The following is a 25,007-nucleotide window of genomic DNA, read 5'->3' on the forward strand; positions in this document are numbered from 1 at the left end:
GTTTCGGGTGCGTTCGGTTCGGATGCTGCCCGGGACCGGCCGGGTGCGGTCCGGACGGGCTCAGTCCTCCTCGCCGTGGAACCGCCGCCGCACCGACAGCAGCTCCACCTCCGGCCGCCCGGCCACCAGCCGTTCGCACCGGTCGAGCACGTCCGTGACATGTGCCGCGTCCCCGGAGACCGCCGCGAGGCCGATCAGGGCCCTGCGGTGAAGGTTCTGTTCCCCCACCTCCGCGACGCTCACCGCGTACTTGCGCTGGAGCTCGGCGATGATGGGGCGGATGACCGACCGCTTCTCCTTGAGCGACCGTACGTCGCCGAGCAGCAGGTCGAAGGAGAGTGTGCCTACGTACATGCGTTGCGGGTCCAGCCGACCCGTGAGGCCTCGTCCGTGAGCCCTGCCGACGCCCGGCAGGGCCACGAGAACCGTACACGCAACGGCCCTCGCCGATCGACGGATATACCGGTGCGCGCGCGACCGCCCCGTCCGGCCCGGTGAACACGGCCGGGAGCCTCCCGCGAGCGGGAGGCTCCCTGTCCGTCACCGGCTGTGCTCACCGGCGGACATCAGGCGCGGGGCTTCTCCCGCATCTCGTACGTCGCGATGACGTCGTCGACCTTGATGTCGTTGAAGTTTCCGAGGTTGATACCGCCCTCGAAGCCCTCGCGGATCTCGGTGACATCGTCCTTGAAGCGACGCAGTCCCTCGATGTTGAGGTTCTCCGCCACGACCTTGCCGTCGCGGATGAGACGCGCCTTGGTGTTCCGCTTGACCAGGCCGGAGCGGATGAGGACACCCGCGATGTTGCCGAGCTTGGAGGAGCGGAAGACCTCGCGGATCTCCGCGGTGCCCAGCTCGACCTCCTCGTACTCCGGCTTGAGCATGCCCTTGAGGGCCGCCTCGATCTCCTCGATCACCTGGTAGATGACCGAGTAGTAGCGGACGTCCACGCCCTCGCGCTCGGCCAGCTGCGTGGCACGCCCCTCGGCGCGCACGTTGAAGCCGATGACGATGGCGTCGGAGCCGGTCGCCAGGTCGATGTCGGTCTCGGTGACCGCACCCACACCGCGGTGCAGGACGCGCAGGTCGACCTCCTCGCCGACGTCGAGCTGGAGCAGGGAGGACTCCAGGGCCTCCACCGAACCGGACGCGTCGCCCTTGATGATGAGGTTGAGCTGCTGCACCTCGCCCGCCTTGAGCACCTTGTCCAGGTCCTCCAGGGAGACCCGGCGGGTGCGCTTGGCGAAGGTGGCGTTGCGCTCCCGGGCGGCCCGCTTCTCGGCGATCTGGCGGGCCGTACGGTCCTCCTCGACCACCAGGAAGTTGTCGCCCGCGCCCGGGACACTGGTCAGACCCAGCACCTGGACGGGGGTCGACGGAGTCGCCTCCTGGATGTTGCCGCCCTTGTCGTCGAGCATCGCCCTGACCCGGCCGTACGCGTCGCCGACGACCATCGTGTCGCCGACCCGCAGCGTGCCGCGCTGGACCAGCACGGTGGCCACGGCGCCGCGGCCGCGGTCGAGGTGGGCCTCGATCGCGATGCCCTGGGCGGGCTGGTCCGGGTTGGCGCGCAGGTCGAGCGTGGCGTCCGCGGTCAGGACCACGGCCTCCAGCAGCTTGTCGATGTTCAGGCCGGGCTTGGCCGCCACGTCCACGAACATCGTGTCGCCGCCGTACTCCTCGGCCACCAGACCGTACTCGGTGAGCTGGCCGCGCACCTTCTGCGGGTCCGCACCCTCGACGTCGATCTTGTTGACCGCGACCACGATCGGCACCTCGGCGGCCTTGGCGTGGTTCAGCGCCTCGACCGTCTGGGGCATCACACCGTCGTTGGCCGCCACCACGAGGATCGCGATGTCGGTCGACTTGGCACCGCGGGCACGCATGGCGGTGAACGCCTCGTGACCGGGGGTGTCGATGAAGGTGATCCTGCGCTCTTCGTCGTTGACCTCGGTCGCGACCTGGTAGGCACCGATGTGCTGGGTGATGCCGCCGGCCTCGGTGTCGATGACGTTGGTCTTGCGGATCGCGTCCAGCAGACGCGTCTTTCCGTGGTCGACGTGACCCATGACGGTCACCACCGGCGGACGCGGTGCCAGGGCCTCGTCACCGCCCTCGTCCTCGCCGAACTCGATGTCGAAGGACTCGAGCAGCTCGCGGTCCTCCTCCTCCGGGCTGACGATCTGAACGGTGTAGTTCATCTCCTCACCGAGGAGGTGAAGTGTCTCGTCGGAGACCGACTGGGTCGCGGTGACCATCTCGCCCAGGTTGAACATGACCTGGACCAGCGACGCCGGGTTGGCGTTGATCTTCTCCGCAAAGTCGGTGAGCGACGCGCCGCGCGACAGCCGGACGGTCTCGCCCTTGCCGCGGGGCAGCATCACACCGCCGATGGACGGGGCCTGCATGGCCTCGTACTCCTGACGGCGCTGCCGCTTCGACTTGCGGCCGCGCCGGGCCGGACCGCCGGGACGGCCGAAGGCTCCCTGCGTACCGCCGCGGCCACCGGGGCCGCCGGGACGGCCGCCGAAACCGGGACGGCCGCCGAAGCCGCCGCCACCGCCGGGACGGCCGGCGAAGCCGCCGCCGCCACCGCCGCCACCACCGGGGCGGCCGGGACCACCCGGACGGCCGGCGAAGCCGCCACCGCCGCCGCCGGGACGCCCGGCACCGCCCGGACGGCCACCGCCGCCGGGACCGCGGCCACCGGGGCCCGGACGCGGGCCGGCCGCCGGACGCTGCGGCATCATGCCCGGGTTCGGACGGTTTCCGCCGCCCGGACGCGGGCCGGCCGAGCCGCCCTGGGCGCCCTGCGGGCGCGGCATGTTGCCCGGGCTGGGAGCACGGTTGCCGCCGGGGGCCTGCGGCCGGGGGCCGCCGCCCTGGGCGCCGCCGCGGCCACCGGGACCGCCGGGACCACCGGGGCCGCCGGGGCCCGGGCGCGGGGCGCCGCCCGGCCGGGGCGCCTGCGGGCGCGCCATGCCGGTGGAGCCGCCGGAGGTGAAGGGGTTGTTGCCCGGCCGCGGGCCGGCCGGACGGCCGCCCGGCTTGGGGGCGCCCGGACGGGAGCCGCCCTGGCCGCGGCCGCCGGCGCCCTGCTGTCCCGAGGGACCGGGGCGGGTGCCCGGCTTCGGGGCGCCCGGACGGGGCGCGCCCGGGCCTGCCGGGGGCGCGGTGAACTCCGGCTTGGCCGGAGCCGGAGGCTGCGCCGGTCCGGGCTTGGCCGGGGCCGGGCGCTGTCCGGGCGCCGGGGTGTTCCGGGCGGCGGGGCCCGGAGCGGGGGTGTTCCTGGGGGTGGGGGGCGCGCTCTTGGCCGCGTCGGCGGTCGGCTGGGCCGGCGAGGCCGGCGGCCTGGGGGCACCGGGCTTGGGGGCGCCCGGACGGGGCGCCGCGCCGGAGGCCGGCTTGGGGGCGCCCGGCTTGGGCGCCGCCTTCCGCGGCGCCGCGGGCTTCGCCGCGGAACGGCCGGCGCCGCCTGCGCCGTTGCCGTTGCCCGCGTCGAATGCGTTGGTCAGTTTGCGTACGACCGGCGCCTCGATGGTCGAGGATGCCGAACGGACGAATTCACCGAGTTCCTGGAGCTTGGCCATGACGACCTTGCTCTCGACTCCAAGCTCCTTGGCGAGCTCGTATACCCGGACCTTAGCCACTTCGCTCCTTACGGTCCGGGGGGATCGTCCGCCGGACCTTCGCTACTGCATGGGCGTACTCATCGCGTACTCATCGAGTGCTCATCGCAATCTCGACCTACTTCCGACTCGCGAGGTACCTCTCCCGCACGGCGGGCCGCCGTACGGGCCTTGTGCTTGCTTGCTGTCCTGCGTCGCTCACGTTCGCCTACGTCGCCCGCGGTACCGCCTGTCGCAGTTCCGCGGTGTCGAGCGGTCCCGGGACCCGGAAGGCCCTCTGGAACGCCCGGCGGCGAATTGCCAGGTCGACACAGGCCGGTACGGGGTGCAGATAAGCACCCCGGCCGGGCAGCGTACCGCGATGATCGGGAACACAGCGGTCCCCGGCCAACACCACACGCAGCAGACCGGCCTTGCCCGACCGCTCCCGGCAGCCCACGCAGGTGCGTTCAGGGCATGCGCGGGCATGTGTCCGGCCGGACATCCTTCAGTCTACCTCCTTGTGCCGGTCGCACCGTGGGCGGGTACGGACCGTGACCGGATCGCGGCCGGCCGTCAGCCGGGCTCGGCGCGCTGTTCGGTGCTCTGCTCGGCGCTCTGCTCGGTGTCCGGCCGGATGTCGATCCGCCAGCCGGTCAGCCGGGCGGCGAGCCGGGCGTTCTGCCCCTCCTTGCCGATCGCCAGCGACAGCTGGTAATCGGGCACGGTCACCCGCGCCGACCGGGCGGCGGCGTCCACGACGTCGACCCTGTTCACCCGGGCCGGGGAGAGGGCGTTGGCCACCATCTCGGCCGGGTCGTCCGACCAGTCCACGATGTCGATCTTCTCACCCTGCAGCTCGGCCATGACGTTGCGCACCCGGCCGCCCATCGGGCCGATGCACGCGCCCTTGGCGTTCAGTCCCGACCGGGTGGACCGTACCGCGATCTTGGTGCGGTGCCCGGCCTCCCGGGCGATGGCGGCGATCTCGACCGAGCCGTCCGCGATCTCCGGGACCTCCAGCGCGAAGAGCTTCTTCACCAGGTTGGGATGGGTGCGCGAGAGCGTCACCGACGGACCTCGCATGCCCTTGGCGACCCGGACCACATAGGTCCGCAGCCGGGTGCCGTGCGAGTAGTCCTCGCCCGGCACCTGCTCCTGCGGTGGCAGGATCGCCTCCAGCCTGCCGATGTCAACGAGAACGCTGCGCGGATCCTTCCCCTGCTGGACGACTCCGGTGACGATGTCGCCCTCCCGCCCGGCGTACTCGCCGAAGGTGACCTCCTCCTCGGCGTCCCGCAGCCGCTGCAGGATGACCTGCTTGGCGGTGGTCGCCGCGATCCGGCCGAAACCCGAGGGGGTGTCGTCGAACTCGCGCGGCTCGGCGCCCTCGGGCAGGTCGGCCGGGTCCTCCTTCGCCCACACCGTCACGTGCCCGGTGGAGCGGTCCAGCTCGACCCGGGCCTGGCGGCGGCTTCCCCCGGTGCGGTGGTAGGCGATCAGGAGGGCGGCCTCGATCGCCTCCACCAGCAGGTCGAAGGAGATCTCCTTCTCCCTCACCAGGCCCCGCAGGGCACTCATGTCGATGTCCACGGCTACGCCTCCTCCTGGCTCTCGTCGTCAGAGGCCACAGCCCGACGTGCCTCTCCGGTCTTCTCGGCGGCCTTCTCGGCGGCCTTGCGGTTGAACTCGACCTCCACCCGGGCCCGGGCGATCTCGCCGAAGGCGAGCCGACGGGTACTGGGCCTGCGGCCCTTGACGCCGGGCACCTCCACCTCCACGCCGTCCTCGTCCACGCCGAGGACCCGGGCGAGGAGCTCCCCGCCGCCGGCCTCCTCGGTCAGCTGCGCCTTCACCAGCCGGCCGGTGGCACGGCGGTAGTGCCGCGGCGCGGTCAGCGGACGGTCGGTGCCGGGCGAGGTCACCTCCAGCACGTACGGGGCGCCGCCCATCACGTCCGCGGCGTCCAGCGCCTCGGACGCCGCGCGGCTCAGCTCGGCGCAGGTGTCGAGCTGCACGCCCTCGTCGGAGTCCACCACAACGCGCAGGACGCGCCGCCTACCGGCCGGGGTCACGGTGACCTCTTCCAGATCCAGGCCCCTGTCGGTGACGAGCGGCTCCAGCAGTCCTCGCAGCCTCTCGCTCTGGGTGGTACTCATCCGGGTGACTCCTCGGCCGCGTGTGCTGTTGTGGGAAACATCCAGTCCGGTGGGTCCGGATGCCAAGCCTATCGTCTGCGGCGGACCGCGCCGACCGGATGATCCACGGGCGCTCCGCCGGGCGGCCGCCCCCCGTACGGGCCATGCGCGGGGCCCGGCGGCGCCCCGCCTCGGGGGACCTCGCGAACACAGGTACGCTCGCAGGGCGGTGATCCCGCTGTCCCCGCGTCACAGAACCATCTCCCCAGGGAGCATCCGTGCCCATCGACTCGCGCCCGCGCCGGCGGAGCCTGCTGGCCGGCGGGGTGACGGGAGCCGCCGCACTGCTGCTGACCGGCTGCTCCGACGGCCCCCGGGACGCCGCCGCGCGCGAGCGCGCCTCCCGTACGGCGCGGCTGCTGCGGCGCGCGGCCCGCGACAGCGCCCGGCTGCTGGACCGCTACGACCGGACCGGCGCCGCGCATCCCGCCCTCGCCGGACGGCTGGAGCCGCTCCGGTCGGACGTGGCCCGGCAGCTGGCGGCCTTCGGCGGCACCGGCAGCCCCGGCACCCCGGCGGGCCCGGGCACCGTACGGGCCGGTGGCGCGGACGTGCCCGCCGGGGCCGGGGCCGCGCTGAAGGTGCTGGCGGACGCCGAGCGCGCGGTGGCCGACGCCCGCACCCGCGCCCTTCCGGATGCCCCGCCCGAGGCGGCCCGGCTGCTCGCCTCGGTCGCGGCGGCGGGAGCGGCGCGTGTGTACCTGCTCACGGCTCCGCTCCCCCACCCGGCGGAGGAGCCTCCGGCCCGGCCGACGGGGCCCGGCCCGGGCGGGGCCCCGTCGGGGCGGGGCCCCTCGGGACAGGCCGAGGACGGCACGTGGTCCTCCCCGGGGAGGACCACGGCCCCCGCCGGTTCCGGCGGCGGTGCGCTCCCGGCCGTCCAGGCCGCGCTCGCCGCCGAGCACGCCGCCGTCTACGGCTACGGCGTCGTCGGCGCCCGCGCCGAGGAGGACCGGCGCGCCGAGGCACGCCAGGCGTACGACGCCCACCGCGCACGCCGGGAGGTCCTGCGCCGGGCGGTACGGAGGCTGGGCGGGGCACCCGAGCCCGCCGCCGCGGCGTACGCCCTGCCCTTCGAGGTCCCGGACGGCGCGGCCGCGGTGCGGCTCGCCGCGGAGCTGGAGGAGCGGGTGGCGGCCGTCTACGCCGACCTGGTCCGGGCCGGTACGGGCGAGCTGCGGCGGGACGCCGCGGGCGCGCTGCGGGAGGCGGCGGTCCGCGCGGTGCGCTGGCGCGGCACGGGCGTACCCTTCCCTGGTCTCGCCGAGCGCTCCGCGCAGGCGTCCCCCGGGCCCTCCCGGGACCGCTGACGGCGGGGCGCCGGAGAAAGGGACCGCGCAGGACCGCGGCAAACCGCCGAAGAACCGCCGGCGGACCGCTGACGCAAGGAAAGGCACGGCTCGGGCATGGCATCGGCTCCGCACCTCGAACCCCCGCAGCGGCTGGTGCGCGCCCTGGGCGCGGACTCCCCCTGGCTGGCGGCCCTCCCCTCCCTGGCGCGCGACGCCCTGGCCCGCTGGGAGCTGACGGCCGAGCGGGTGGTGGCCCCGGGCGGACGCGGCAGTCTGGTCGTCCTGGTGCGCCGGGCGGACGGCACTCCGGCCGCCCTGAAACTGCGCGCGGCCGGCGCCGGGGCGGAGGCGGCGGCCCTGGCCCGCTGGGACGGGCACGGCGCGGTGCGGCTGCTGGAGGCCGCGCCCGAGGCGGACGCGCTGCTGCTGGAACGGCTGCACGCGGAGGTGTCGCTGCGTTCGCTGCCGGAGGCGAAGGCCAATCTGGAGGCGGTCTCGGCGCTGCGCCGGCTGTGGGTGCCCCCGGAGGCCGGCTCCGCCCCACCGGTCCCCCCGCCGTTCACCACCGTGGAGCGGCACACCGGCCGGGCCGTGGACCGGATCCGCCGGCACACGCCGCCGCAGGCCCGCTCCCTGGCGGAGGAGGCGCTGGCGGTGCGCTCCGGGCTGCTGGCCGACGCTCCCGAGAACCTGCTGCTGCACGGCGACTTCCGGCAGGGCGCGGTGCTCTCGGCGGCCCCGGGGCGAGCGCACTGGCTGGCGGCCGGCCCGGATCCGCTGGTGGGCGAGCGGGCCTACGACCTGGCCCGGCTGGTCCGCGACCGGCTGCACGACCTGATGGCCGGCTCCGGCGGCGCCGCCCGGACCCGGCGCCGGATCGCCAAACTGGCGGACTCGCTGGAGGTGGACCGCGACCGGCTGCGCGGCTGGAGCCTGTACCGGGCGGTCGAGTCGGGCACCCGGCAGCTCGCCGCCGGCGACCGCGCGGACGGCGAGCTGCTGCTGGAGTTCGCGAGCTGGCTCCGGGACTGAGCTCCGGGACTGCGGGCCCGGGTCCGGGCCCTCAGCCGGCCAGCCGCTCCACCGCCGTCTCCGCCGGCACCTCCTCGCGCTCACCGGTGCGCCGGTCCCGCAGCTCCACCAGGCCCTGGGCCGCGCCCCGGCCCACCACCAGGATCCGCGGCACCCCGATCAGCTCGGCGTCGGTGAACTTCACCCCGGGCGAGACGCCCGTGCGGTCGTCCACCAGCACGCGCACCCCGGCCCCGGCCAGCCGGTCCGCCAGCCGAAGGGCCAGCTCCGTCTGGGCGCCCTTGCCCGCCGCGACGAGGTGGACGTCGGCCGGGGCGACCTCGTCCGGCCAGCACAGGCCCTTGTCGTCCGCCGTCTGCTCGGCGAGCGCGGCCACCGCGCGCGAGACGCCGATGCCGTAGGAGCCCATGGTGACGCGGACGGGCCTGCCGTCCCGGCCCAGCACGTCCAGTCCGAAGGCGTCGGCGTACTTGCGGCCGAGCTGGAAGATGTGGCCGATCTCGATGGCCCGGTCCAGCCGCAGCCCGGCGCCGCAGGACGGACAGGGGTCGCCCGGCTCGACGGTGGCCACGTCCAGGTACTCGTCGACCTCGAAGTCCCGGCCGCACACCACGTTGCGGGCGTGGGTGTCGGGCTTGTTGGCACCGGTGATCCAGGAGGTGCCGGGGGCCACCCGCGGGTCGGCGAGATAGCGGAAGGCGATCCCCGCCAGCCCCTGCGGGCCGACGTAGCCGCGCACCAGGGCGGGGCGGCCGGTGAAGTCCTCGGCGGTGACCAGCTCCACGGTGGCGGGCGCGAGGTGTTCGGCGAGCTTGCCCAGGTCCACCTCGCGGTCGCCGGGCACGCCGACCGCGGTGATCTCCCCGTCCACCTTGACCAGGAGGTTCTTCAAGGTGGCGGAGGCGGGTACGCCCAGGTGCTCGGCGAGGGTCTCGATGGTGGGGGTGCCGGGGGTGTCCAGCTCCTGGAGCGGGGGGTGGCCGAAGGGGTCCCCGGCCGGCTTCAGGGGGAAGGTGACGGCCTCGGTGTTGGCCGCGTAGCCGCAGGAGGGGCAGTCGGCGAAGGTGTCCTCGCCCGCGGCGGCCGGGGCGAGGAACTCCTCGGACGCCGAGCCGCCCATCGCGCCGGAGACGGCGGAGACGACCCGGTGGTCCAGGCCGAGCCGGGTGAAGATCCGCACGTACGCCTCGCGGTGCAGCCGGTAGGACTCGGCCAGTTCCTCGTCACCGGTGTCGAAGGAGTAGGAGTCCTTCATCAGGAACTCCCGGCCGCGCAGGATGCCCGAGCGCGGCCGGGCCTCGTCCCGGTACTTGGTCTGGATCTGGTAGAGCGTCACCGGCAGGTCCTTGTAGGAGGTGCACTGGTCCTTGACGACCTGGGTGAAGATCTCCTCGTGGGTGGGGCCGAGGAGGTAGTCGGCGCCCTTGCGGTCCGTCAGCCGGAACAGCAGCTCGCCGTACTCCGTCCAGCGCCCGGAGGTCTCGTAGGGCTCCTTCGGCAGCAGGGCCGGCAGCAGCACCTCCTGGGCGCCGATGGCGTCCATCTCCTCGCGGACGATCCGGGTGACGTTCTCCAGGACCTGCTTTCCCAGCGGCAGCCAGGTCCAGATGCCGGCCGCGGTGCGGCGGACGTAGCCGGCGCGGACCAGGAGGCGGTGGCTGAGGGTCTCGGCGTCGGCCGGATCCTCGCGCAGCGTCTTCAGCATCAGACGGGACATGCGCTGGAGGCGGGCTGCCATGGGGTTCTCCTGCGGGCGGAACGGTCGTACGGGGCGCGTGGGGGTGTGCGCACGCTCCCCGCGGGGTCTGGGTCTTCTCGGCCTGCGCAGGAGACTACCGGCGCCGCAGCGGCAGCGGCGCGCCCATCACCGCGTACGGGCTCGACGCGCTCGGGAACAGCACGTGGCGGGCCAGGTCGCGGTAGCCCAGCGAGCGGTACAGGCGGCGGGCCGGGCTCTCGGTGTCGATGGCGGACAGGAGCGAGCGCGGCTCGACGGCCTCGTCGGTGATCCTGGTGATCAGCTCCCGGCCGATGCCGCGCTTCTGGTACGCCGGGTGGACGTGCAGTTCGGTGATGACGAACGCGTCGTCGAGCCATCCCTGGTGTCCGCCCCGCCGCAGATACGGTTCGACGACCGTGGACCACCACTGGGTGCGGTCGTTGGGCATCCCGTACACGAAGCCCACCAGCCGTCCGTCCGGCGCGACGGCGCCCAGGGAGCGGGCGTCGGGGGAGGCCAGATGCCGCAGCACGATGTGGCGGCGTACGCCGACCTCGTCGTCGGTCAGCCCGAAGGCGACCGCCTGAACGGCCAGCGCCTCGTCGACCCGGGCGGTGAGGTCAAGGGGGCCGACCACGACGTCATCCATGGTCATCGACCCTACTGGAGAGCGGCGGAGGAGTCAGCGATCATCCCCGCGCCGGGTCGGCGGCCCGGTGCGGTGCGGTCCGGTTCAGAACAGCACGCTCATGAAGGCCCCGACCTCGCGGAAGCCCACCCGCCGGTACGCGGCGCGGGCCGCGGTGTTGTAGTCGTTGACGTAGAGGCTGACGACCGGGGAGACCTCGGTCAGCGCGTAGCGCAGCACCGCTGCCATGCCGGTGACGGACAGGCCCTCGCCGCGGCGCTCCGGCGCGACCCACACGCCCTGGATCTGGCACGCCTGCGGGGTGACGGCGCCGATCTCGGCCTTGAAGACCACCCGGCCGTCCTCGATGCGGGCGAAGGCCCGCCCGGCGCCGACCAGTTCGGCGACCCGGGCCTGATAGATCAGCCCGCCGTCCCCGGTGAGCGGGGAGACGCCGACCTCCTCGGTGAACATCGCCACGCAGGCCGGCATCAGCACGTCCATCTCGTCCTTGCGGACGCGCCGCACGTACGGGTCGGGGCGTATGCCCTCGGGCAGCCGGTCGGTGGCCATCAGCGGCTGGTGGGCGCGGATCTCGCGGGCGGGCCCCCAGTGCGGTTCCAGCCGGGCCCACAGGGCGGCGGTGGGTCCGGCGGGCCCGACGACGGACGAGCAGCGGCGGCCCTGGCGGCGGGCCCGCTCGGCGAAGGCCCGCACCGCCTCCGGGCCGGCGCAGACGGGGACCAGGTTGGCCCCGGAGTAGCACAGGGCCTCCAGCCGGCCGCGGTGGTACCAGCCCCACATCTCGCCGCCGAGCCGCCAGGGGTCCAGGCCGGAGCCCCGGACGCGGGCGGTGACGAAGGCGTTGTCGACGGGCTGGCGGTCGAGTACCGCGAGGGCGTCGTCGAGCTCATGGGGTCCGACGGCGCGGGTGGTGGTCGTCGTCAACACGTGGGGTGCCTCACCATGCGGCCTGGAGGAGTGCGGGAACGATTTCCCGACTGTACCTCCAGGCCGCCGCGGCGCCGGAACACCGGCGGAAGTCCGGTCAGCCGACGGAGACCTCCGGAGGCCCGGAGAGCGCGCCGTCCTTCTCCATCTGCTCGGCGATCTTCATCGCCTCGTCGATGAGGGTCTCGACGATCTTCGACTCGGGCACGGTCTTGATGACCTCGCCCTTGACGAAGATCTGGCCCTTGCCGTTGCCGGAGGCGACCCCGAGGTCGGCCTCCCGGGCCTCACCGGGGCCGTTGACGACACAGCCCATCACCGCCACCCGCAGCGGGACCTCCATGCCCTCCAGCCCCGCGGTGACCTCGTCGGCCAGCTTGTAGACATCCACCTGGGCCCGGCCGCAGGAGGGGCAGGAGACGATCTCCAGCCGCCGCTGCCGCAGCCCGAGGGACTCCAGGATCTGGATGCCGACCTTGATCTCCTCCACCGGCGGCGCCGACAGCGAGACCCGGATGGTGTCGCCGATGCCCTCGCTCAGCAGGGCGCCGAAGGCGACGGCCGACTTGATGGTGCCCTGGAAGGCCGGACCGGCCTCGGTCACGCCCAGGTGCAGGGGGTAGTCGCAGCGCGCCGCGAGCTGCCGGTAGGCGTTGACCATCACGACCGGGTCGTTGTGCTTGACCGAGATCTTGATGTCGCGGAAGCCGTGCTCCTCGAACAGCGAGCACTCCCACAGCGCGGACTCCACCAGCGCCTCGGGGGTGGCCTTGCCGTACTTGGCCAGCAGCCGCTTGTCCAGCGAGCCGGCGTTGACCCCGATGCGGATGGGGACGCCCGCGTCGGAGGCGGCCCTGGCGATCTCCTTGACCTTGTCGTCGAACTGCCGGATGTTGCCGGGGTTGACCCGCACCGCCGCGCAGCCGGCGTCGATGGCCGCGAAGACGTACTTGGGCTGGAAGTGGATGTCCGCGATCACCGGGATCTGGGACTTCTTCGCGATGACCGGCAGCGCGTCGGCGTCGTCCTGGGACGGGCAGGCCACCCGCACGATCTGGCAGCCCGAGGCGGTCAGCTCGGCGATCTGCTGGAGCGTGGCACCGACGTCCGCCGTGACCGTGGTGGTCATCGACTGCACCGAGACCGGGGCGTCCCCCCCGACGGCCACGGAACCGACCTGGATCTTCCGGCTGACCCGCCGTTCGGCCAGCTTCGTCGGTACGGACGGCATTCCGAGCGAAATCGCTGTCATCTGGTGTGCAACCCCAAGGTGTGGTTCGAGTGCCCCGACCGGCCGTGGGCTCCGGCCTCTGAGATTACGGCACCCGGCAGGGCCCGGGCACATCGTGGTCGCCGGGCGGTCCGCCGTGCCGGGAGGCGGTACGGCGGCGGGTGAACGGGCGGCGAAGGCGTGGCGGCGGGCCGGACGCCGCCGTGTGTCCGGACGTGCCCGGCCGCCGCCGCGGCCCCGCCGCCGGCCGCCCGGAGGGGCGGTCAGCCGGCGAGGCGGACCGGGTTGACGATGTCGGCGACCAGCACCAGCAGCGTGAAGCAGACGAAGACGCCCGCCACCACGTACGCCACCGGCATCAGCCTGGCCACGTCGAACGGGCCGGGGTCGGGGCGGCGCAGGACCCTGGCCAGGCCCCGCCGCACCGACTCCCACAGGGCGCCCGCGATGTGCCCGCCGTCCAGCGGCAGCAGCGGCAGCATGTTGAACAGGAACAGCGACAGGTTGAAGCCCGCCACCAGGTAGAGCATCACCGCCACCCGCTGCTCCGCCGGGATCTCCAGGGCGAAGACCTCGCCGCCGACCCGGGCCGCGCCGACCACGCCCATCGGGGAGTCCTGCTCGCGCTCGGCCCCGGCGAAGGCGGCGTTCCACAGGCCGGGGATCTTCTCCGGCAGCCGCAGCAGGGCCTCCACACCGCTGGCCATCATGTCGCCCATCCGGTCGACGGCCTGCGGGAAGGACTGCTGGACGACCCCGGTGGCCGGGGAGAAGCCGAGGAAGCCGGTGGTGACGTACTCGCCCTCGACGTAACCGCCGCGCCCGTCGGACTTGGCGACCTCGTTCCTCACCAGCTCCGCCCGGAGGTCCAGGCGCTCGCCGTCGCGCTCGACGGTGACGGTGGCCGGGCCGATGGTGTCGCGGATGCGCTGCTGGAGCTCACCCCACTCGGCGACCTCCTTGCCGTCGAACGCGACGATGGTGTCGCCGGGCCTGAGACCGGCGGCCTTGGCCGGGGAGTCCGGGGCGCCCCCGGGGCAGGTGTCGGTCCGCTCCGAGACCCTGATCACGCAGTCGGAGACGGTGGAGACGGTGGTGGTCGTGGTGTTGATGCCGAAGGTCATCAGCGTGGCGACGAAGATCACCACGGCCAGGATCAGGTTCATGAAGGGGCCGGCGAACATCACGATCACGCGCTTCCAGGGCTTGCGCGTGTAGAACAGCCGCTTCTCGTCGCCCGGCTTCAGCTCCTCGAAGGCCGCCGCGCGGGCGTCCTCGATCATGCCCCGGAAGGGCGAGGTGGAGCGCTGACGGATGGCGCCGTCCTCACCGGGCGGGAACATGCCGATCATGCGGATGTAGCCGCCGAGCGGGATCGCCTTGAGGCCGTACTCCGTCTCGCCCTTCCGCCGCGACCAGATGGTGGGACCGAAGCCGACCATGTACTGCGGGACGCGGACGCCGAACATCTTGGCCGTGGACAGGTGGCCCAGCTCGTGCCAGGCGATGGAGAACAGCAGGCCGAAGACGAAGACGACTATGCCGAGAAGGGTCATCACCGTCGTCATGCGCGTGCCTCCGCTGTCACCGTACTGCCTGCGCTGCCTGTGCTGCCTGTGCTGTCCGCCGCGTCCGTCCCGGATGCGGTACGTGCGGCGCGTGCCGCCAGTTCACGGGCCCGGGCGCGGGCCCAGTCCTCGGCGTCGAGGACCTCCTCCAGGGTCAGGTCGGTTCCCCTCGGGGTGCCGTGCTCCCCGACCACCGCGGCGACGGTGTCCACTATGCCGTTGAACGGCAGTCTGCCGGAGAGGAACGCCTCGACGCACTCCTCGTTGGCGGCGTTGAACACCGCCGGGGCGGTACCGCCCAGCGCGCCGACATGGCAGGCCAGCGGCACGGCGGGAAAGGCCTTCTCGTCCAGGGGGAAGAACTCCCAGCTCATCGCCTTCGACCAGTCGAAGACGGGGCCGGCCTCGGGCACCCGGTGCGGCCAGCCCAGGCCGAGCGCGATGGGCAGCCGCATGTCGGGCGGGCCGCACTGGGCGAGGGTGGAGCCGTCGGTGAACTCCACCATCGAGTGAATGTAGGACTGCGGGTGGACGACGACCTCGATGCGCTCGAAGGGGATGTCGTAGAGCAGATGGGCCTCGATGACCTCCAGGCCCTTGTTGACCAGGGTCGCCGAGTTGACGGTGATGACCGGGCCCATCGCCCAGGTGGGGTGGGCCAGGGCGGCGGCGGGGGTGACGTCGGCCAGCTCCTCGCGGGTACGGCCCCGGAAGGGGCCGCCGGAGGCGGTCACCAGCAGTCTGCGGACCTCGGTCCGGGCGCCGCCCATCAGCGCCTGGAACAGGGCCGAGTGCTCGGAGTCGACGGGGACGATCTGGCCGGGCCGGGCCAGGGCCCGCACCAGCGGGCCGCCGACGATCAGCGACTCCTTGTTGGCCAGCGCCAGGGCGCGGCCCGCCGCCAGCGCGGCGAGGGTGGGCCGCAGGCCGATGGAGCCGGTGATGCCGTTGAGGACGGTGTGGCACTCGGAGGCGGCCAGCTCGGCGGCCGCCTCCGGTCCGGCCAGCACCTCGGGCAGCGGCCGGCCCGCCCCGTACCGGGCGCGCAGCGCCTCGCGCAGCCCACCGGCCCGCGCCGGGTCGGAGACCGCGACGGTGGCCACGTCCAGCCGGTGGGCCTGCTCGGCCAGCAGCTCCACCCGGCCGCCCGCGGCGGACAGCCCGGTGACCCGGAAGCGGTCGGGATTGCTCAGCACCACGTCGACGGCCTGGGTGCCGATCGATCCGGTGGAGCCCAGGATGACGATGTCGCGCGGTCCGTCGGCGGGGGCGGCGCCGTCGGGAGCGTCGGCCGGACGGCTCAGATGCGGGTCGGCCAGCGGGGCGGGGCGTTCGGTCATCCCCCCATTGTGTCCGGTCCGCGGGACGGGCGGCGCCGCCCCCGCCCGTCCCGCGGTGGAGGGCGTCACCCGGTGCGCAGTTCCTCCACCGTCGCGGCGGAGCGCAGGAACAGCAGGGCGAGACCGGTCGCGGCCAGGACCAGCGCCAGCACGCCCGCGCCCCGTCCACGGCCTCGAAGTGGGCGCGCAGCGCCGCCGCGCCCGAACCGAAGACCACGCAGACCAGCAGCGCGGCCTGGGTGCGGCTGCCGTGCCAGGGGTCGGCGAGCAGCCGCCGGACGGCCAGCAGCGGGGCCGGGCGCCGGGCGAGGCGGTGCAGCACCCGGCCGGTGGTGTGGGAGATCCATCCGGCGCCGAGCACCACGCCCAGGGCGGCGACCACGCCGGGGCGCAGCCCCGGTTCCCGGAGGATCTGCTTGGTGTACCGGTCGTTCAGGGGGACGCCCGCGTCGGCCCGGGCCGCGGGCTGCGGGCTGCGGGCTGCGGGCTGCGGGCTGCGGGCTGCGGGCTGCGGGAAAACCCGTTGCCGCCCCGCCGGGGGCGCGCCAGACTGCCGCGGTGCTGATCCGACGAGAGACCCCCGACGACCTCCCCGCCGTACGCGCCGTGACCGGCGCGGCGTTCGCCGAGCGGGCCCGGACACCCGTCCCGGTGGAGGTCACCCTGCTGGACGAACTGCGCGGCTGCGACGGGTGGCTGCCCGCGCTGTCGCTGGTGGCCGAGGGTCCGGACGGCGAGGTGGCCGGACACGTGGTGTGCACCCGCGGCCGCGTCGGGGAGCGGCCCGCGCTGGGCCTGGGGCCGCTGAGCGTGCATCCCGGCCGGCAGGGGAGCGGCGTCGGCTCCGCGCTGGTGCACGCCGTGCTCGGCGCGGCCGACGCCCTCGGCGAACCGCTGGTGGCCCTGCTGGGCGAGCCCGCGTACTACGGCCGCTTCGGCTTCCGCGCCGCCGCGGAGTACGGCATCACCCCGCCCGACCCCGCCTGGGGGCGGTACTTCCAGGTCCGTACGCTGACCGCGTACGACCCCAAGGACCCCGCCCTGCGCGGCACCTTCGCCTACGCCGAGCCGTTCGACCGCGTGTGAACGCCACCGGGGCCGTTTCCGGCCCGGCGGCCGGCCGGGGTTTCAGAGCGAGCCGGGTGGAGCCAGCCACTGGGTGGGCTGACCGGTGATCCCGGCGATGGTCTCGAAGTCGCGGTCGTAGTGCAGCAGAGTCAGCCCCTGCAGTTCGGCCGTGGCCGCGATGAGCAGGTCCACCGCTCCGGCGGAGCGGTGCCTGCCGCTTTCTGTCAGCTCTCTCTGCACATCCCAGGCGCGGGCCACCGCGCGGTCGTCCAGCGGACTCCAGCCGAGGAGCGCGTCGAGGTCCGCCACCAACTCGGCACGGTCCTCGGCGTTGCGGGCGCTGTAGAGGAACTCGACCTCGGTCACCGGGCAGCGCGCGACGATGCCCTCTGCCAGAGGTTTCTCCCAGATGTCGCGCGTGGGCCGCCGGAGAACCCGCACCAGAGCACTGGTGTCGATGAGATAGACGGCGGCCGTCACGGGCGGTACTTCTCCTTCTCCAGGAGTTCGTCGAACGCGCCCGCGTCCGCTTTCGCCGCGAGCCGCGCGAGCGCCATGGCGCGTCGTTTGCGCTCGACTCCCTCGCGCAGAGCGGCGGCAACGGTGTCCTTCTTGGTCTTGGTGCCGAAGGCGATCGCGGCGTCGGCCAGCAGCTTCTCATCGATGTCGATCACGGTCTTGGCCATCTTCACCACCTCATAGGATATCCAGTATTCCTTTGAGTATATCGCCGGGCCCGCGCCGAACGCGCCGGGTCCGCCGGTCCGCCGGCGAGGGTTCCCGACTCGGGCAGTGGCCGGTACCCGGCTCCACTCCGGGCGAATACCGGTTCCCGGCGTCAGTACGCCACCGTGAACCGCGCCCGGCGGTGCCGGGGGTTCTCCGCCTCGTCCAGCAGGGCCACCGCCAGGTCCGCCACCGTGATGCGGGAGACGCCGTCGGCGTCGGTGAGCAGTTCGTCGGTGCCCAGCCGGCAGCGGCCGGTGCGCTCCCCCGGCTCCAGCCGGGCGGGCGGGCTGAGGTACGTCCAGTCGGCGCCGGAGGCGTCGGCGCGGCAGGCCGCCAGTTGCCCTGCGCCGGCCTCGGCGATGGCCCGCCAGTCGGGGCGGAGGTACCGCGGGTCGTCCAGGACGGTGCGGCCGCCGGCGCCGGGCACGGTCAGGCTGCCCGCGCCGCCGACGACCAGCAGCCGGGCGCCTGCTGCGGCCGCGCCCGCCAGCAGGGTCCGCGTGGTGGCGAGTTCACCCTCGCTGCCGGGTGCCGGGCGGGTGGCGCCGACCACCACGTCCTGGCCGGCGCTCAGTTCGGCCACCCTCTCGGCGCTGCGGACGTCGCCGGTCCGGCCCAGGGCGGCGGCGGGCAGCTCGGGCAGGCGGGCCGGGGTGCGGACGACGGCGGTGACCCGGTGGTCCCGGGCCGGCGCCTCGGCCACCACCCGGCCGCCCACGCTGCCGGTGGCTCCGAAGACGGTGATGTCCATGGTCCTCAACGCTTTCAGCTCCTCTGGGGTTCAGGGGTCTTGGCTTCGGTGGGTACGGCGGATTCTGCGGCGGCGCGGCGGGGCCGGACCTGGGCCACGACGAGGGAGGCCAGGACGGTGAGGGCGCCCGCCGTCTGCGCCCAGGTCAGGCGCTGGCCCAGCACCAGCCGGCCGAGCGCGGTGGCGACCAGCGGGCTGAGCAGGCCGAGGAAGGTGACGGCGGTGGGCGACAGGGCGCGGATCCCCCGGAACCACAGGGCGTAGGCGAGCGCCGCGCCGACGATCGACAGATAGCCGTAGCCGAGCAGGTTGCCCGCGGTCAGCCCGGCGGGCGGCGGCCCCTCGGCGGCCAGGGCGGCGGGGAGCAGCAGCAGCCCGCCCGCGACGAGCTGCCAGCCGGTGACGGCGAGCAGGGGCGCGGGCGCGGTCCACCGTTTGCTGAGGACGACGCCGGTGGCCATGACGGCCGCGCCGCCGAGCGCGGCGGCGACGCCGACCGCGTCCAGCCGCGCGTCGGCCCGCAGGACGAGCAGGCCGACCCCGGCCACGCCCGCCACCCCGGCGAGCACGGTACGGACGGTGAACCGCTCGCCCAGCACGGCGGCGGACAGTCCCGCGGCGATCAGGGGCTGGACCGCGCCGGCGGTGGCCGCGACACCGCCGGGGAGCCGGTAGGCGGCGACGAACAGCAGCGCGAGGAACACCCCGATGTTGAGGGCGCCCAGCACGGCCGCGCGCCACCACCACTGCCCGGTGGGCAGGCGCCGGGTGAGAGCGAGGAGGAGGAGCCCGGCGGGCAGGGCGCGCAGGACGGCGGCCAGCAGCGGGCGATCGGGCGGCAGAAGTTCGGTGGTGACGAGGTAGGTGGTGCCCCAGATGGCCGGGGCCAGGGCGGTGAGCAGCAGGACTCCGAGTCGATTCCTTAGCACTAAGGGAAAGTATCTCGTCACTAAGCAAAATGGCCACCGAGATGCGACACCTCTCTCAGCGCTAAGGCACCGAGTAAGGTGACGCCATGGCCGATCACGTCGACCGAGTGCTGGAGCAGTGGGCCCGCGAGCGCCCCGACCTGGACGTCTCCCCGATGGGGGTGATCGGGCGGCTGGGCCGGGCCATCCGGCTGATCGACGCCGAGCTGCGCCGTACGTTCGCCGCCCACGGCCTGGACGCCGCCTCGTTCGACGTCCTGGCCACCATGCGGCGCAGCGGGCCGCCGTACCGGCTGACCCCGGCCGAGCTGATGCGCCCGGCGATGGTCACCTCGGGGGCCGTCACCCAGCGCCTGGACCGGCTGGAGGCGCGCGGCCTGGTGACGCGCTCCCCCAGCGAGACGGACGGCCGCGTCGTGCACGTCACCCTCACCGACGAGGGCCGCGCCCTGATCGACCGGGTCCTGCCCGACCACCTCGCCACCGAGCACCGCGTCCTGGCCGGGCTCACCGACGCCCGGCGCGGCGAACTCGCCGGACTGCTGCGCGAGCTGCTGGAGTCGCTCGGGGACCGGGTGGACTGAGCCCCGCCCCGTCCCGGCTGCCCGGGCGGCCCGTCAGCCGATGCGGCGGTGGACGTCCGGGGCGGTGGACGGGCCCGGAGCGGCCTCGGCGATCCAGGGGCCGGGGGTGGAGGGGTCCAGGACGCCCTCCTCCAGCCAGGTGTAGACACCGCCGAGCACACCGCGGACGACCTCGCGGTCGATGTCGTCGGTGTTGTTCCACAGCCGGCCGAAGAGCTCCTCGGCACGGAGGCGGGCCTGGCGGCAGAAGGCGTCGGCGAGCTGGTAGGCGGCACGGCCGTCGGAGCCGTCGGCGCGCAGCATCTCCGCCCGCACACAGGCGGCGCTCATCGCGAACAGTTCGGCGCCGATGTCCACGATCCGCCCCAGGAAGGCCTGTTTGCGCTCCAGACCGCCCTGCCAGCGGGCCATCCCGGCGAAGGTGGCACGGGCCAGCCGGCGGCCGGCACGCTCCACGTAGCGCAGATGGACCGCCAGGTCGGGGTGGCCGGCCGGGTGGAAGTCCCGGTAGGTGCCGGGCAGCTGTCCCGGGCCGGCGAGCAGCTTCGGCAGCCAGCGGGCGTAGAAGCCGCCGGCCCGGGCGGCCGCCCGGCCCTTGTCGGCCGTGGACGCGTCCGGGTCGACCAGGTCGCCCGCGACCGACAGATGGGCGTCGACGGCCTCCCGGGCGATCAGCAGGTGCATGATCTCCGTCGACCCCTCGAAGATCCGGTTGATGCGCAGATCGCGCAGCAGCTGCTCGGCCGGCACGCCCCGCTCGCCCCGGGCGGCGAGGGAGTCGGCGGTCTCGAAGCCGCGTCCGCCGCGGATCTGGACCAGTTCGTCGGCCATCCGGTAGGCCATCTCCGAGGCGTAGAGCTTGGCGAGCGCGGCCTCGATGCGGATGTCGTTGCGGTCGTCGTCGGCCAGCTGGGAGGACAGGTCGAGGACGGCCTCCAGGGCGAAGGTGGTCGCGGCGATGAAGGAGATCTTGGTGCCGACGGCCTCGTGGCGGGCGATCGGCTTCCCCCACTGCTCGCGGGCGGCCGACCACTCGCGGGCGATCTTCAGACACCACTTGCCCGCACCCGCGCACATCGCGGGCAGGGAGAGGCGCCCGGTGTTGAGGGTGGTCAGCGCGATCCTCAGGCCGGCGCCCTCGGGGCCGATGCGGTGGGCGGCCGGGACGCGGACCCGGTGGAAGCGGGTGACGCCGTTCTCGATGCCGCGCAGGCCCATGAAGGCGTTGCGGTTCTCCACGGTGATGCCGGGGGAGTCGGCCTCGACGACGAAGGCGGTGATGCCGCCGGGGTGGCCCTCGGACGCCGGGACGCGCGCCATGACGACGAGCAGGTCGGCGATGACGCCGTTGGTGGTCCACAGCTTCACGCCGTCCAGGACGTAGGAGTCGCCGTCGGGCACGGCGGTGGTGGCCAGCCGGGCCGGGTCGGAGCCGACGTCCGGCTCGGTGAGCAGGAAGGCCGAGATGTCGGTGGTGGCGCAGCGCGGCAGGAAGGCCTCCTTCTGCTCCTCGGTGCCGAACCGCTCCAGCGGCTGGGGGACGCCGATGGACTGGTGCGCCGAGAGCAGCGCGCCGAGGGCGGGGCTGGCGGAGGCGACCAGGGCCAGCGCCCGGTTGTAGTGGAGCTGGCTCAGGCCCAGACCGCCGTAGCGCCGGTCGATCTTCATGCCGAGTGCGCCGATGGCCTTGAGTCCCTTGACCACCTCGTCGGGGACGCGGCCCTCGCGTTCGATGCGGAGGCCGTCCACCGAGGTCTCGCAGAACTCCCGCAGTCTGGCGAGGAACTCCTCGCCCCGGCTGACGGCCCCGGCCCCGGGCCGGGGGTGGGGGTGCACCAGGTCGAGGCGGAGACGCCCCAGGAACAGCTCCCTGGCGAAGCTCGGCCTGCGCCAGTGCTGTTCCCGTGCGGCCTCGGCCACCTGTCGTGACTCACGCTCGGAGACGGTCATCGCGGGCTCACCTCGCACTGCCGACGGGTGCTGGGCAGCCCTGCGTACCCGTTTGTAGTGCTGTGTAACGTATGCCGTTTCTCCTGAAGTTGTTTGCTACCGGCCAGTTGAAGCGCTTCGATTGCCCGGCGTGCGGCATCTGGACAGCTTGTGAGGTCCGGTCTAGGGTCGGTCCGCAGATTCATCGTCGAAGCGCTTCACCAACCGCTCCCGCACCGCCTGGAGGACCCGTGGTCACTCTCGCCGAGGTCGCCCGGCACGCCGGGGTCTCCGCCAGCACCGTGAGCTACGTCCTCAGCGGCAAGCGTTCCATCTCCGCCGCCACCCGGGAGCGGGTCGAGGAGAGCATCAGGGAGCTGGGCTACCACCCCAACGCGGGCGCGCGGGCGCTGGCCAGCAGCAGGTCGAACATCATCGCGCTGATGATGCCACTGCGCACCGACATGTACGTGCCGGTGATGATGGAGATCGCGCTGGCCGTCGCCACCACCGCCCGCTCCCACGACCACGACGTGCTGCTGCTGACCGGCGAGGAGGGCCCGGCGGCGGTGCGCCGGGTGGTGGGCAGCGGGCTGGCCGACGCGATGATCCTGATGGACGTCGAGCTGGACGACGCCCGGCTGCCGCTGCTGCGCGAGACCGGGCGGCCGGCCGTGCTGATCGGCGTCCCCGCCGACCCCACCGGGCTCACCTGCGTCGATCTGGACTTCACCGCCACCGGCGCGCTGTGCGTGGAGCACCTGGCCGAACTGGGCCACCGCGATGTCGCGGTCGTCGGCGAGGCGGCCGCCGTCTACGAGCGGCACACCGGCTTCGCCGAGCGGACCCGGGACGGGCTGCGCACCCGCGCCGCCGAACTGGGCGTACGGCTGCTGCACCGCCCCTGCGAGGGCAGCTACGCGGCGATGGCCGGGACTCTCGCCCGCATCCTCGACGAGCGGCCCGGCACCACCGGCTTCGTCGTGCAGAACGAGGCCGCCATCGACCCGCTGCTGAGCCTACTGCGCCGGCAGGGCAGGGCCGTCCCCGAGGACGTCTCGGTGGTCGCCGTCTGCCCCGACCAGGTGGCCGCGCAGGCGTCCGTACGGCTGACCTCGGTGGCCATACCGGCTCAGGAGATGGGGCGCCGGGCGGTGGAGCTGGTGATGGCCAAGGTGCGCGGCGAGCGGGGGGAGCGGCTCGACCTGCTGCCGCCCCGGCTGACCGTACGGGCCAGCTCGGGCCCGGCCCCCGTCCGGCACTGACCCCCGTCCGGCACGTCCCGTCCTCTCCCACGAGCCACAGGAGCACCGTGTCCGTCTCCCCGCCCCCCTCCCCCTCCCCCTCCCCCGCTTCCCCCGCCGGCGCCTCCCCCGCCCCGTCCGCCGCGTTCGTCCCGCCGCCCTCCTCCCTGGCGCAGCCCTCCCCCACCCGCGGCACCTTCCGGGTGCGCGACGGCGCGCTGGAGTGGCGCGGGCGGCAGGAGACACTGCGGCTGGAGCCCTGGGGTCCGGACGCCGTACGGGTACGAGCCCGGCTGGGCGGCCCCGTCCTGGCCGGGCTGCCGGGTGCGCTGCTGGAGGAGCCGCCGCCGGGGGCCGCGGCCGAGATCCGGACCGAGGCCGGGTACGCCGTGCTGACCTGCGGCGCGATCACCGCCGTGGTGAGCGCCGAGGGCATGGTCCGCTTCCTGCGCACCGACGGCGGCACCGAGCTCCTGGCGGAGGACCGGGCCCACTTCTGGTGGCCCGGCTCCCGGCTGCACACCGCCACCGGCAACGGCTACCACCGGCTGGAGCAGCGTTTCGCCGCGTACGAGGGCGAGCGGCTGTACGGCCTGGGCCAGCACCAGCACGGGCTGCTGGACCAGAAGGGCACGGTGCTCGACCTCGTCCAGCGCAACGCCGAGGTCTCCATCCCGGTGCTGACCTCGTCCCGCGGCTACACCCTGCTGTGGAACAGCCCGGCCGTCGGCCGGGTGGAGCTGGCCCGCAACGGCACCCGCTGGGTCGCCGACTCCGCCCGCCAGATCGACTACTGGATCACCGCCGGGAACCCGGCCGACGCCCAGCGCCGCTACTCCGCGGCCACCGGCCGCACCCCGATGCTGCCGGAGTGGGCGGCCGGTTTCTGGCAGTGCAAGCTGCGCTACCGCACCCAGGAGGAGCTGCTGTCGGTGGCCCGCGAGTACCGGCGGCGCGGCCTGCCGCTCTCGGCGATCGTCTGCGACTTCTTCCACTGGACGCACCTGGGCGAGTGGCGGTTCGACCCGGAGCAGTGGCCCGATCCGGCGGCGATGGTCAAGGAACTGGACGAGCTGGGGGTCAAGCTGGTGGTCTCGGTGTGGCCGTCGGTCTCCCCGCTGAGCGAGAACCACGGGCCGATGGAGCACGCCGGGCTGTTCATCGGCACCGAGTACGGGCCGCTGGCCCACGCCGACTGGCCCGACAAGGGGGTGGCCGAGCCCGTGCAGGTCGCCTTCTACGACGCCACCAACCCCGAGGCCCGCGACTTCGTGTGGTCCCGCATCCGGGAGAACTACCTCGCGCACGGCATCACGGCCTTCTGGCTGGACGCCGGGGAGCCGGAGCTGCGGCCCGGCTTCGCCGCCAACCTGCGCTACCACGCCGGCCCGGGCCCGGAGGTGGGCAACCTCTACCCGCGCGAGAACGCCCGTACCGTCCACGACGGCCTGGCCGCCGAGGGCGTCACGGAGATCATCACCCTCAACCGGTCGGTGTGGGCCGGGGCCCAGCGCTACGGCGCCGCCCTGTGGTCCGGTGACATCGGCACCGACTTCGCCACCCTGCGCCGCCAGCTCGCGGCCGGGCTCAACACCGCGCTGTCCGGCATCCCCTGGTGGAACACCGACATCGGCGGCTTCCACGGCGGCGACCCGGCCGACCCGGCGTACCGCGAGGTGATGGTGCGCTGGTTCCAGTTCGGCGCGCTCTCCCCGCTGATGCGGCTGCACGGCTTCCGCGAGCCCGGCATGCCGCTGGGCCCGGGGATGACGGGCGGCCCCAACGAGGTGTGGTCCTACGGGGCGGAGGCCGGGGAGATCATGGCGGCGTACCTGCGGCTGCGCGAGCGGCTCCGGCCGTATGTGCTGGCGCAGATGCGCACCGCGCACACCGAGGGGCTGCCGCCGATGCGGCCGCTGTTCCTGGAGTTCCCCGGCGACCCGGCCGCCTGGGAGGTGGCCGACGCCTTCCTGCTCGGGCCGGACCTGCTGGTGGCGCCGGTGCTGGAGGCGGGCGCCCGGGAACGCGCCGTCCACCTCCCCGCGGGCGCGGCGTGGACGGACGCCTGGACCGGCGAGGCGCACCCGGGGGGCGGAACCGTCACCGTGCCCGCCCCGCTGGAGCGGATCCCGCTGTTCCTGCGGGACGGCGCGGAGCTGCCGGTCCGGGAGGAGCCGCCGGCGCGGGGCTAGGCGCGCTGTCCGC

22 protein-coding genes are annotated in these 25,007 nt (G+C 74.1%); 6 read left to right on the forward strand and 16 right to left on the reverse strand.

Annotation, left to right across the window (positions count from 1 at the left end):
• Positions 1–60: 60 nt before the first annotated feature.
• The 5 genes from V1L54_RS20670 to rimP all read right to left on the reverse strand — a co-directional run bounded on the left by V1L54_RS20670 (position 61) and on the right by rimP (position 5,767).
• Positions 61–354, reverse strand: coding sequence for a DUF503 domain-containing protein (locus tag V1L54_RS20670; RefSeq protein WP_330119563.1), 294 nt, complete (start codon positions 352–354; stop codon positions 61–63).
• A 212-nt stretch (positions 355–566) separates the two neighbouring features.
• Positions 567–3,650 (reverse strand): translation initiation factor IF-2, encoded by a 3,084-nt coding sequence (infB, locus tag V1L54_RS20675; protein ID WP_330119564.1) that lies wholly within the window; start codon positions 3,648–3,650, stop codon positions 567–569.
• A 187-nt stretch (positions 3,651–3,837) separates the two neighbouring features.
• Positions 3,838–4,113: a YlxR family protein gene (locus V1L54_RS20680; protein ID WP_100201030.1), complete on the reverse strand. Its 276-nt coding sequence runs from the start codon at positions 4,111–4,113 to the stop codon at positions 3,838–3,840.
• A 71-nt stretch (positions 4,114–4,184) separates the two neighbouring features.
• Complete coding sequence (gene nusA / locus V1L54_RS20685) at positions 4,185–5,201, reverse strand: transcription termination factor NusA (RefSeq protein WP_330119565.1); 1,017 nt, start codon at positions 5,199–5,201, stop codon at positions 4,185–4,187.
• 2 nt (positions 5,202–5,203) lie between these two features.
• Positions 5,204–5,767, reverse strand: a complete 564-nt coding sequence (gene rimP / locus V1L54_RS20690) for a ribosome maturation factor RimP (RefSeq protein WP_330119566.1) — start codon at positions 5,765–5,767, stop codon at positions 5,204–5,206.
• Positions 5,768–6,507: 740 nt separating this feature from the next.
• On the opposite strand from rimP, the gene V1L54_RS20695 reads away from it, so the two are divergent.
• Entirely contained in the window at positions 6,508–7,116 is a 609-nt protein-coding gene (locus tag V1L54_RS20695) for a ferritin-like domain-containing protein (protein ID WP_443076725.1), read from the forward strand.
• Positions 7,117–7,212: 96 nt separating this feature from the next.
• Positions 7,213–8,130, forward strand: coding sequence for an aminoglycoside phosphotransferase family protein (locus tag V1L54_RS20700; protein WP_330119567.1), 918 nt, complete (start codon positions 7,213–7,215; stop codon positions 8,128–8,130).
• A gap of 31 nt (positions 8,131–8,161) precedes the next feature.
• Here the strand turns inward: V1L54_RS20700 and V1L54_RS20705 are convergent, their stop codons facing one another.
• The 6 genes from V1L54_RS20705 to dxr all read right to left on the reverse strand — a co-directional run bounded on the left by V1L54_RS20705 (position 8,162) and on the right by dxr (position 15,568).
• Positions 8,162–9,868, reverse strand: a complete 1,707-nt coding sequence (locus V1L54_RS20705; RefSeq protein WP_330119568.1) for a proline--tRNA ligase — start codon at positions 9,866–9,868, stop codon at positions 8,162–8,164.
• Positions 9,869–9,962: 94 nt separating this feature from the next.
• Positions 9,963–10,499 carry a GNAT family N-acetyltransferase gene (locus V1L54_RS20710; RefSeq protein WP_330119639.1) on the reverse strand — a complete coding sequence of 179 codons (537 nt, stop codon included), beginning with the start codon at positions 10,497–10,499 and terminating at the stop codon, positions 9,963–9,965.
• A gap of 84 nt (positions 10,500–10,583) precedes the next feature.
• On the reverse strand, positions 10,584–11,429 hold the full coding sequence (locus V1L54_RS20715; RefSeq protein ID WP_330119569.1) for a GNAT family N-acetyltransferase: 846 nt from the start codon (positions 11,427–11,429) through the stop codon (positions 10,584–10,586).
• Between the two features lie 97 nt (positions 11,430–11,526).
• Complete coding sequence (ispG, locus tag V1L54_RS20720; protein ID WP_330119570.1) at positions 11,527–12,681, reverse strand: flavodoxin-dependent (E)-4-hydroxy-3-methylbut-2-enyl-diphosphate synthase; 1,155 nt, start codon at positions 12,679–12,681, stop codon at positions 11,527–11,529.
• A 242-nt stretch (positions 12,682–12,923) separates the two neighbouring features.
• Positions 12,924–14,228 (reverse strand): M50 family metallopeptidase, encoded by a 1,305-nt coding sequence (locus tag V1L54_RS20725; protein ID WP_330119571.1) that lies wholly within the window; start codon positions 14,226–14,228, stop codon positions 12,924–12,926.
• Positions 14,225–15,568 carry a 1-deoxy-D-xylulose-5-phosphate reductoisomerase gene (gene dxr / locus V1L54_RS20730; protein WP_330119572.1) on the reverse strand — a complete coding sequence of 448 codons (1,344 nt, stop codon included), beginning with the start codon at positions 15,566–15,568 and terminating at the stop codon, positions 14,225–14,227. Before dxr ends, V1L54_RS20725 begins: the two co-directional genes overlap by 4 nt.
• Before the next feature lie 558 nt (positions 15,569–16,126).
• On the opposite strand from dxr, the gene V1L54_RS20735 reads away from it, so the two are divergent.
• Positions 16,127–16,654, forward strand: a complete 528-nt coding sequence (locus V1L54_RS20735) for a GNAT family N-acetyltransferase (RefSeq protein ID WP_330119573.1) — start codon at positions 16,127–16,129, stop codon at positions 16,652–16,654.
• Between the two features lie 42 nt (positions 16,655–16,696).
• Here V1L54_RS20735 and V1L54_RS20740 read toward each other — a convergent pair whose 3' ends face one another.
• The 4 genes from V1L54_RS20740 to V1L54_RS20755 form a co-directional block, all read right to left on the reverse strand.
• Positions 16,697–17,116 carry a PIN domain nuclease gene (locus tag V1L54_RS20740; protein WP_330119574.1) on the reverse strand — a complete coding sequence of 140 codons (420 nt, stop codon included), beginning with the start codon at positions 17,114–17,116 and terminating at the stop codon, positions 16,697–16,699.
• A complete protein-coding gene (locus V1L54_RS20745; protein WP_330119640.1) occupies positions 17,113–17,322 on the reverse strand; it encodes a type II toxin-antitoxin system VapB family antitoxin in 210 nt (69 codons plus the stop codon). The genes V1L54_RS20740 and V1L54_RS20745 overlap by 4 nt, the downstream gene beginning before the upstream one ends.
• 152 nt (positions 17,323–17,474) lie before the next feature.
• Positions 17,475–18,116: an NAD(P)-dependent oxidoreductase gene (locus V1L54_RS20750; protein ID WP_330119641.1), complete on the reverse strand. Its 642-nt coding sequence runs from the start codon at positions 18,114–18,116 to the stop codon at positions 17,475–17,477.
• A gap of 14 nt (positions 18,117–18,130) precedes the next feature.
• Positions 18,131–19,045, reverse strand: coding sequence for an EamA family transporter (locus V1L54_RS20755; protein ID WP_330119575.1), 915 nt, complete (start codon positions 19,043–19,045; stop codon positions 18,131–18,133).
• A gap of 86 nt (positions 19,046–19,131) precedes the next feature.
• Here V1L54_RS20755 and V1L54_RS20760 point away from each other — a divergent pair, with 86 nt between their 5' ends.
• Positions 19,132–19,629: a MarR family winged helix-turn-helix transcriptional regulator gene (locus V1L54_RS20760; protein ID WP_330119576.1), complete on the forward strand. Its 498-nt coding sequence runs from the start codon at positions 19,132–19,134 to the stop codon at positions 19,627–19,629.
• Positions 19,630–19,662: 33 nt separating this feature from the next.
• Here V1L54_RS20760 and V1L54_RS20765 read toward each other — a convergent pair whose 3' ends face one another.
• A complete protein-coding gene (locus V1L54_RS20765; RefSeq protein WP_330119577.1) occupies positions 19,663–21,579 on the reverse strand; it encodes an acyl-CoA dehydrogenase family protein in 1,917 nt (638 codons plus the stop codon).
• A 230-nt stretch (positions 21,580–21,809) separates the two neighbouring features.
• Here V1L54_RS20765 and V1L54_RS20770 point away from each other — a divergent pair, with 230 nt between their 5' ends.
• Together V1L54_RS20770 and V1L54_RS20775 are read left to right on the forward strand one after the other, a co-directional pair.
• Complete coding sequence (locus tag V1L54_RS20770; RefSeq protein ID WP_330119578.1) at positions 21,810–22,823, forward strand: LacI family DNA-binding transcriptional regulator; 1,014 nt, start codon at positions 21,810–21,812, stop codon at positions 22,821–22,823.
• A 146-nt stretch (positions 22,824–22,969) separates the two neighbouring features.
• Entirely contained in the window at positions 22,970–24,994 is a 2,025-nt protein-coding gene (locus V1L54_RS20775) for a glycoside hydrolase family 31 protein (protein WP_330119642.1), read from the forward strand.
• Positions 24,995–25,007: the final 13 nt, after the last annotated feature.

This window comes from Streptomyces rubellus (assembly GCF_036323805.1).
GTDB lineage: Bacteria > Actinomycetota > Actinomycetes > Streptomycetales > Streptomycetaceae > Streptomyces.

Excerpts from the sequence above, each read along its gene's own strand:
- V1L54_RS20710 (WP_330119639.1), bottom strand. The coding sequence starts at position 10,499 with ATGGATGACGTCGTGGTCGGCCCCCTTGACCTCACCGCCCGGGTCGAC.
- ispG (WP_330119570.1), bottom strand. The coding sequence starts at position 12,681 with ATGACAGCGATTTCGCTCGGAATGCCGTCCGTACCGACGAAGCTGGCC.
- V1L54_RS20760 (WP_330119576.1), top strand. The coding sequence starts at position 19,132 with ATGGCCGATCACGTCGACCGAGTGCTGGAGCAGTGGGCCCGCGAGCGC.
- V1L54_RS20670 (WP_330119563.1), bottom strand. The coding sequence starts at position 354 with ATGTACGTAGGCACACTCTCCTTCGACCTGCTGCTCGGCGACGTACGG.
- dxr (WP_330119572.1), bottom strand. The coding sequence starts at position 15,568 with ATGACCGAACGCCCCGCCCCGCTGGCCGACCCGCATCTGAGCCGTCCG.
- V1L54_RS20680 (WP_100201030.1), bottom strand. The coding sequence starts at position 4,113 with ATGTCCGGCCGGACACATGCCCGCGCATGCCCTGAACGCACCTGCGTG.
- V1L54_RS20765 (WP_330119577.1), bottom strand. The coding sequence starts at position 21,579 with ATGACCGTCTCCGAGCGTGAGTCACGACAGGTGGCCGAGGCCGCACGG.
- V1L54_RS20750 (WP_330119641.1), bottom strand. The coding sequence starts at position 18,116 with ATGGACATCACCGTCTTCGGAGCCACCGGCAGCGTGGGCGGCCGGGTG.
- V1L54_RS20725 (WP_330119571.1), bottom strand. The coding sequence starts at position 14,228 with ATGACGACGGTGATGACCCTTCTCGGCATAGTCGTCTTCGTCTTCGGC.
- V1L54_RS20700 (WP_330119567.1), top strand. The coding sequence starts at position 7,213 with ATGGCATCGGCTCCGCACCTCGAACCCCCGCAGCGGCTGGTGCGCGCC.
- V1L54_RS20705 (WP_330119568.1), bottom strand. The coding sequence starts at position 9,868 with ATGGCAGCCCGCCTCCAGCGCATGTCCCGTCTGATGCTGAAGACGCTG.
- rimP (WP_330119566.1), bottom strand. The coding sequence starts at position 5,767 with ATGAGTACCACCCAGAGCGAGAGGCTGCGAGGACTGCTGGAGCCGCTC.
- V1L54_RS20745 (WP_330119640.1), bottom strand. The coding sequence starts at position 17,322 with ATGGCCAAGACCGTGATCGACATCGATGAGAAGCTGCTGGCCGACGCC.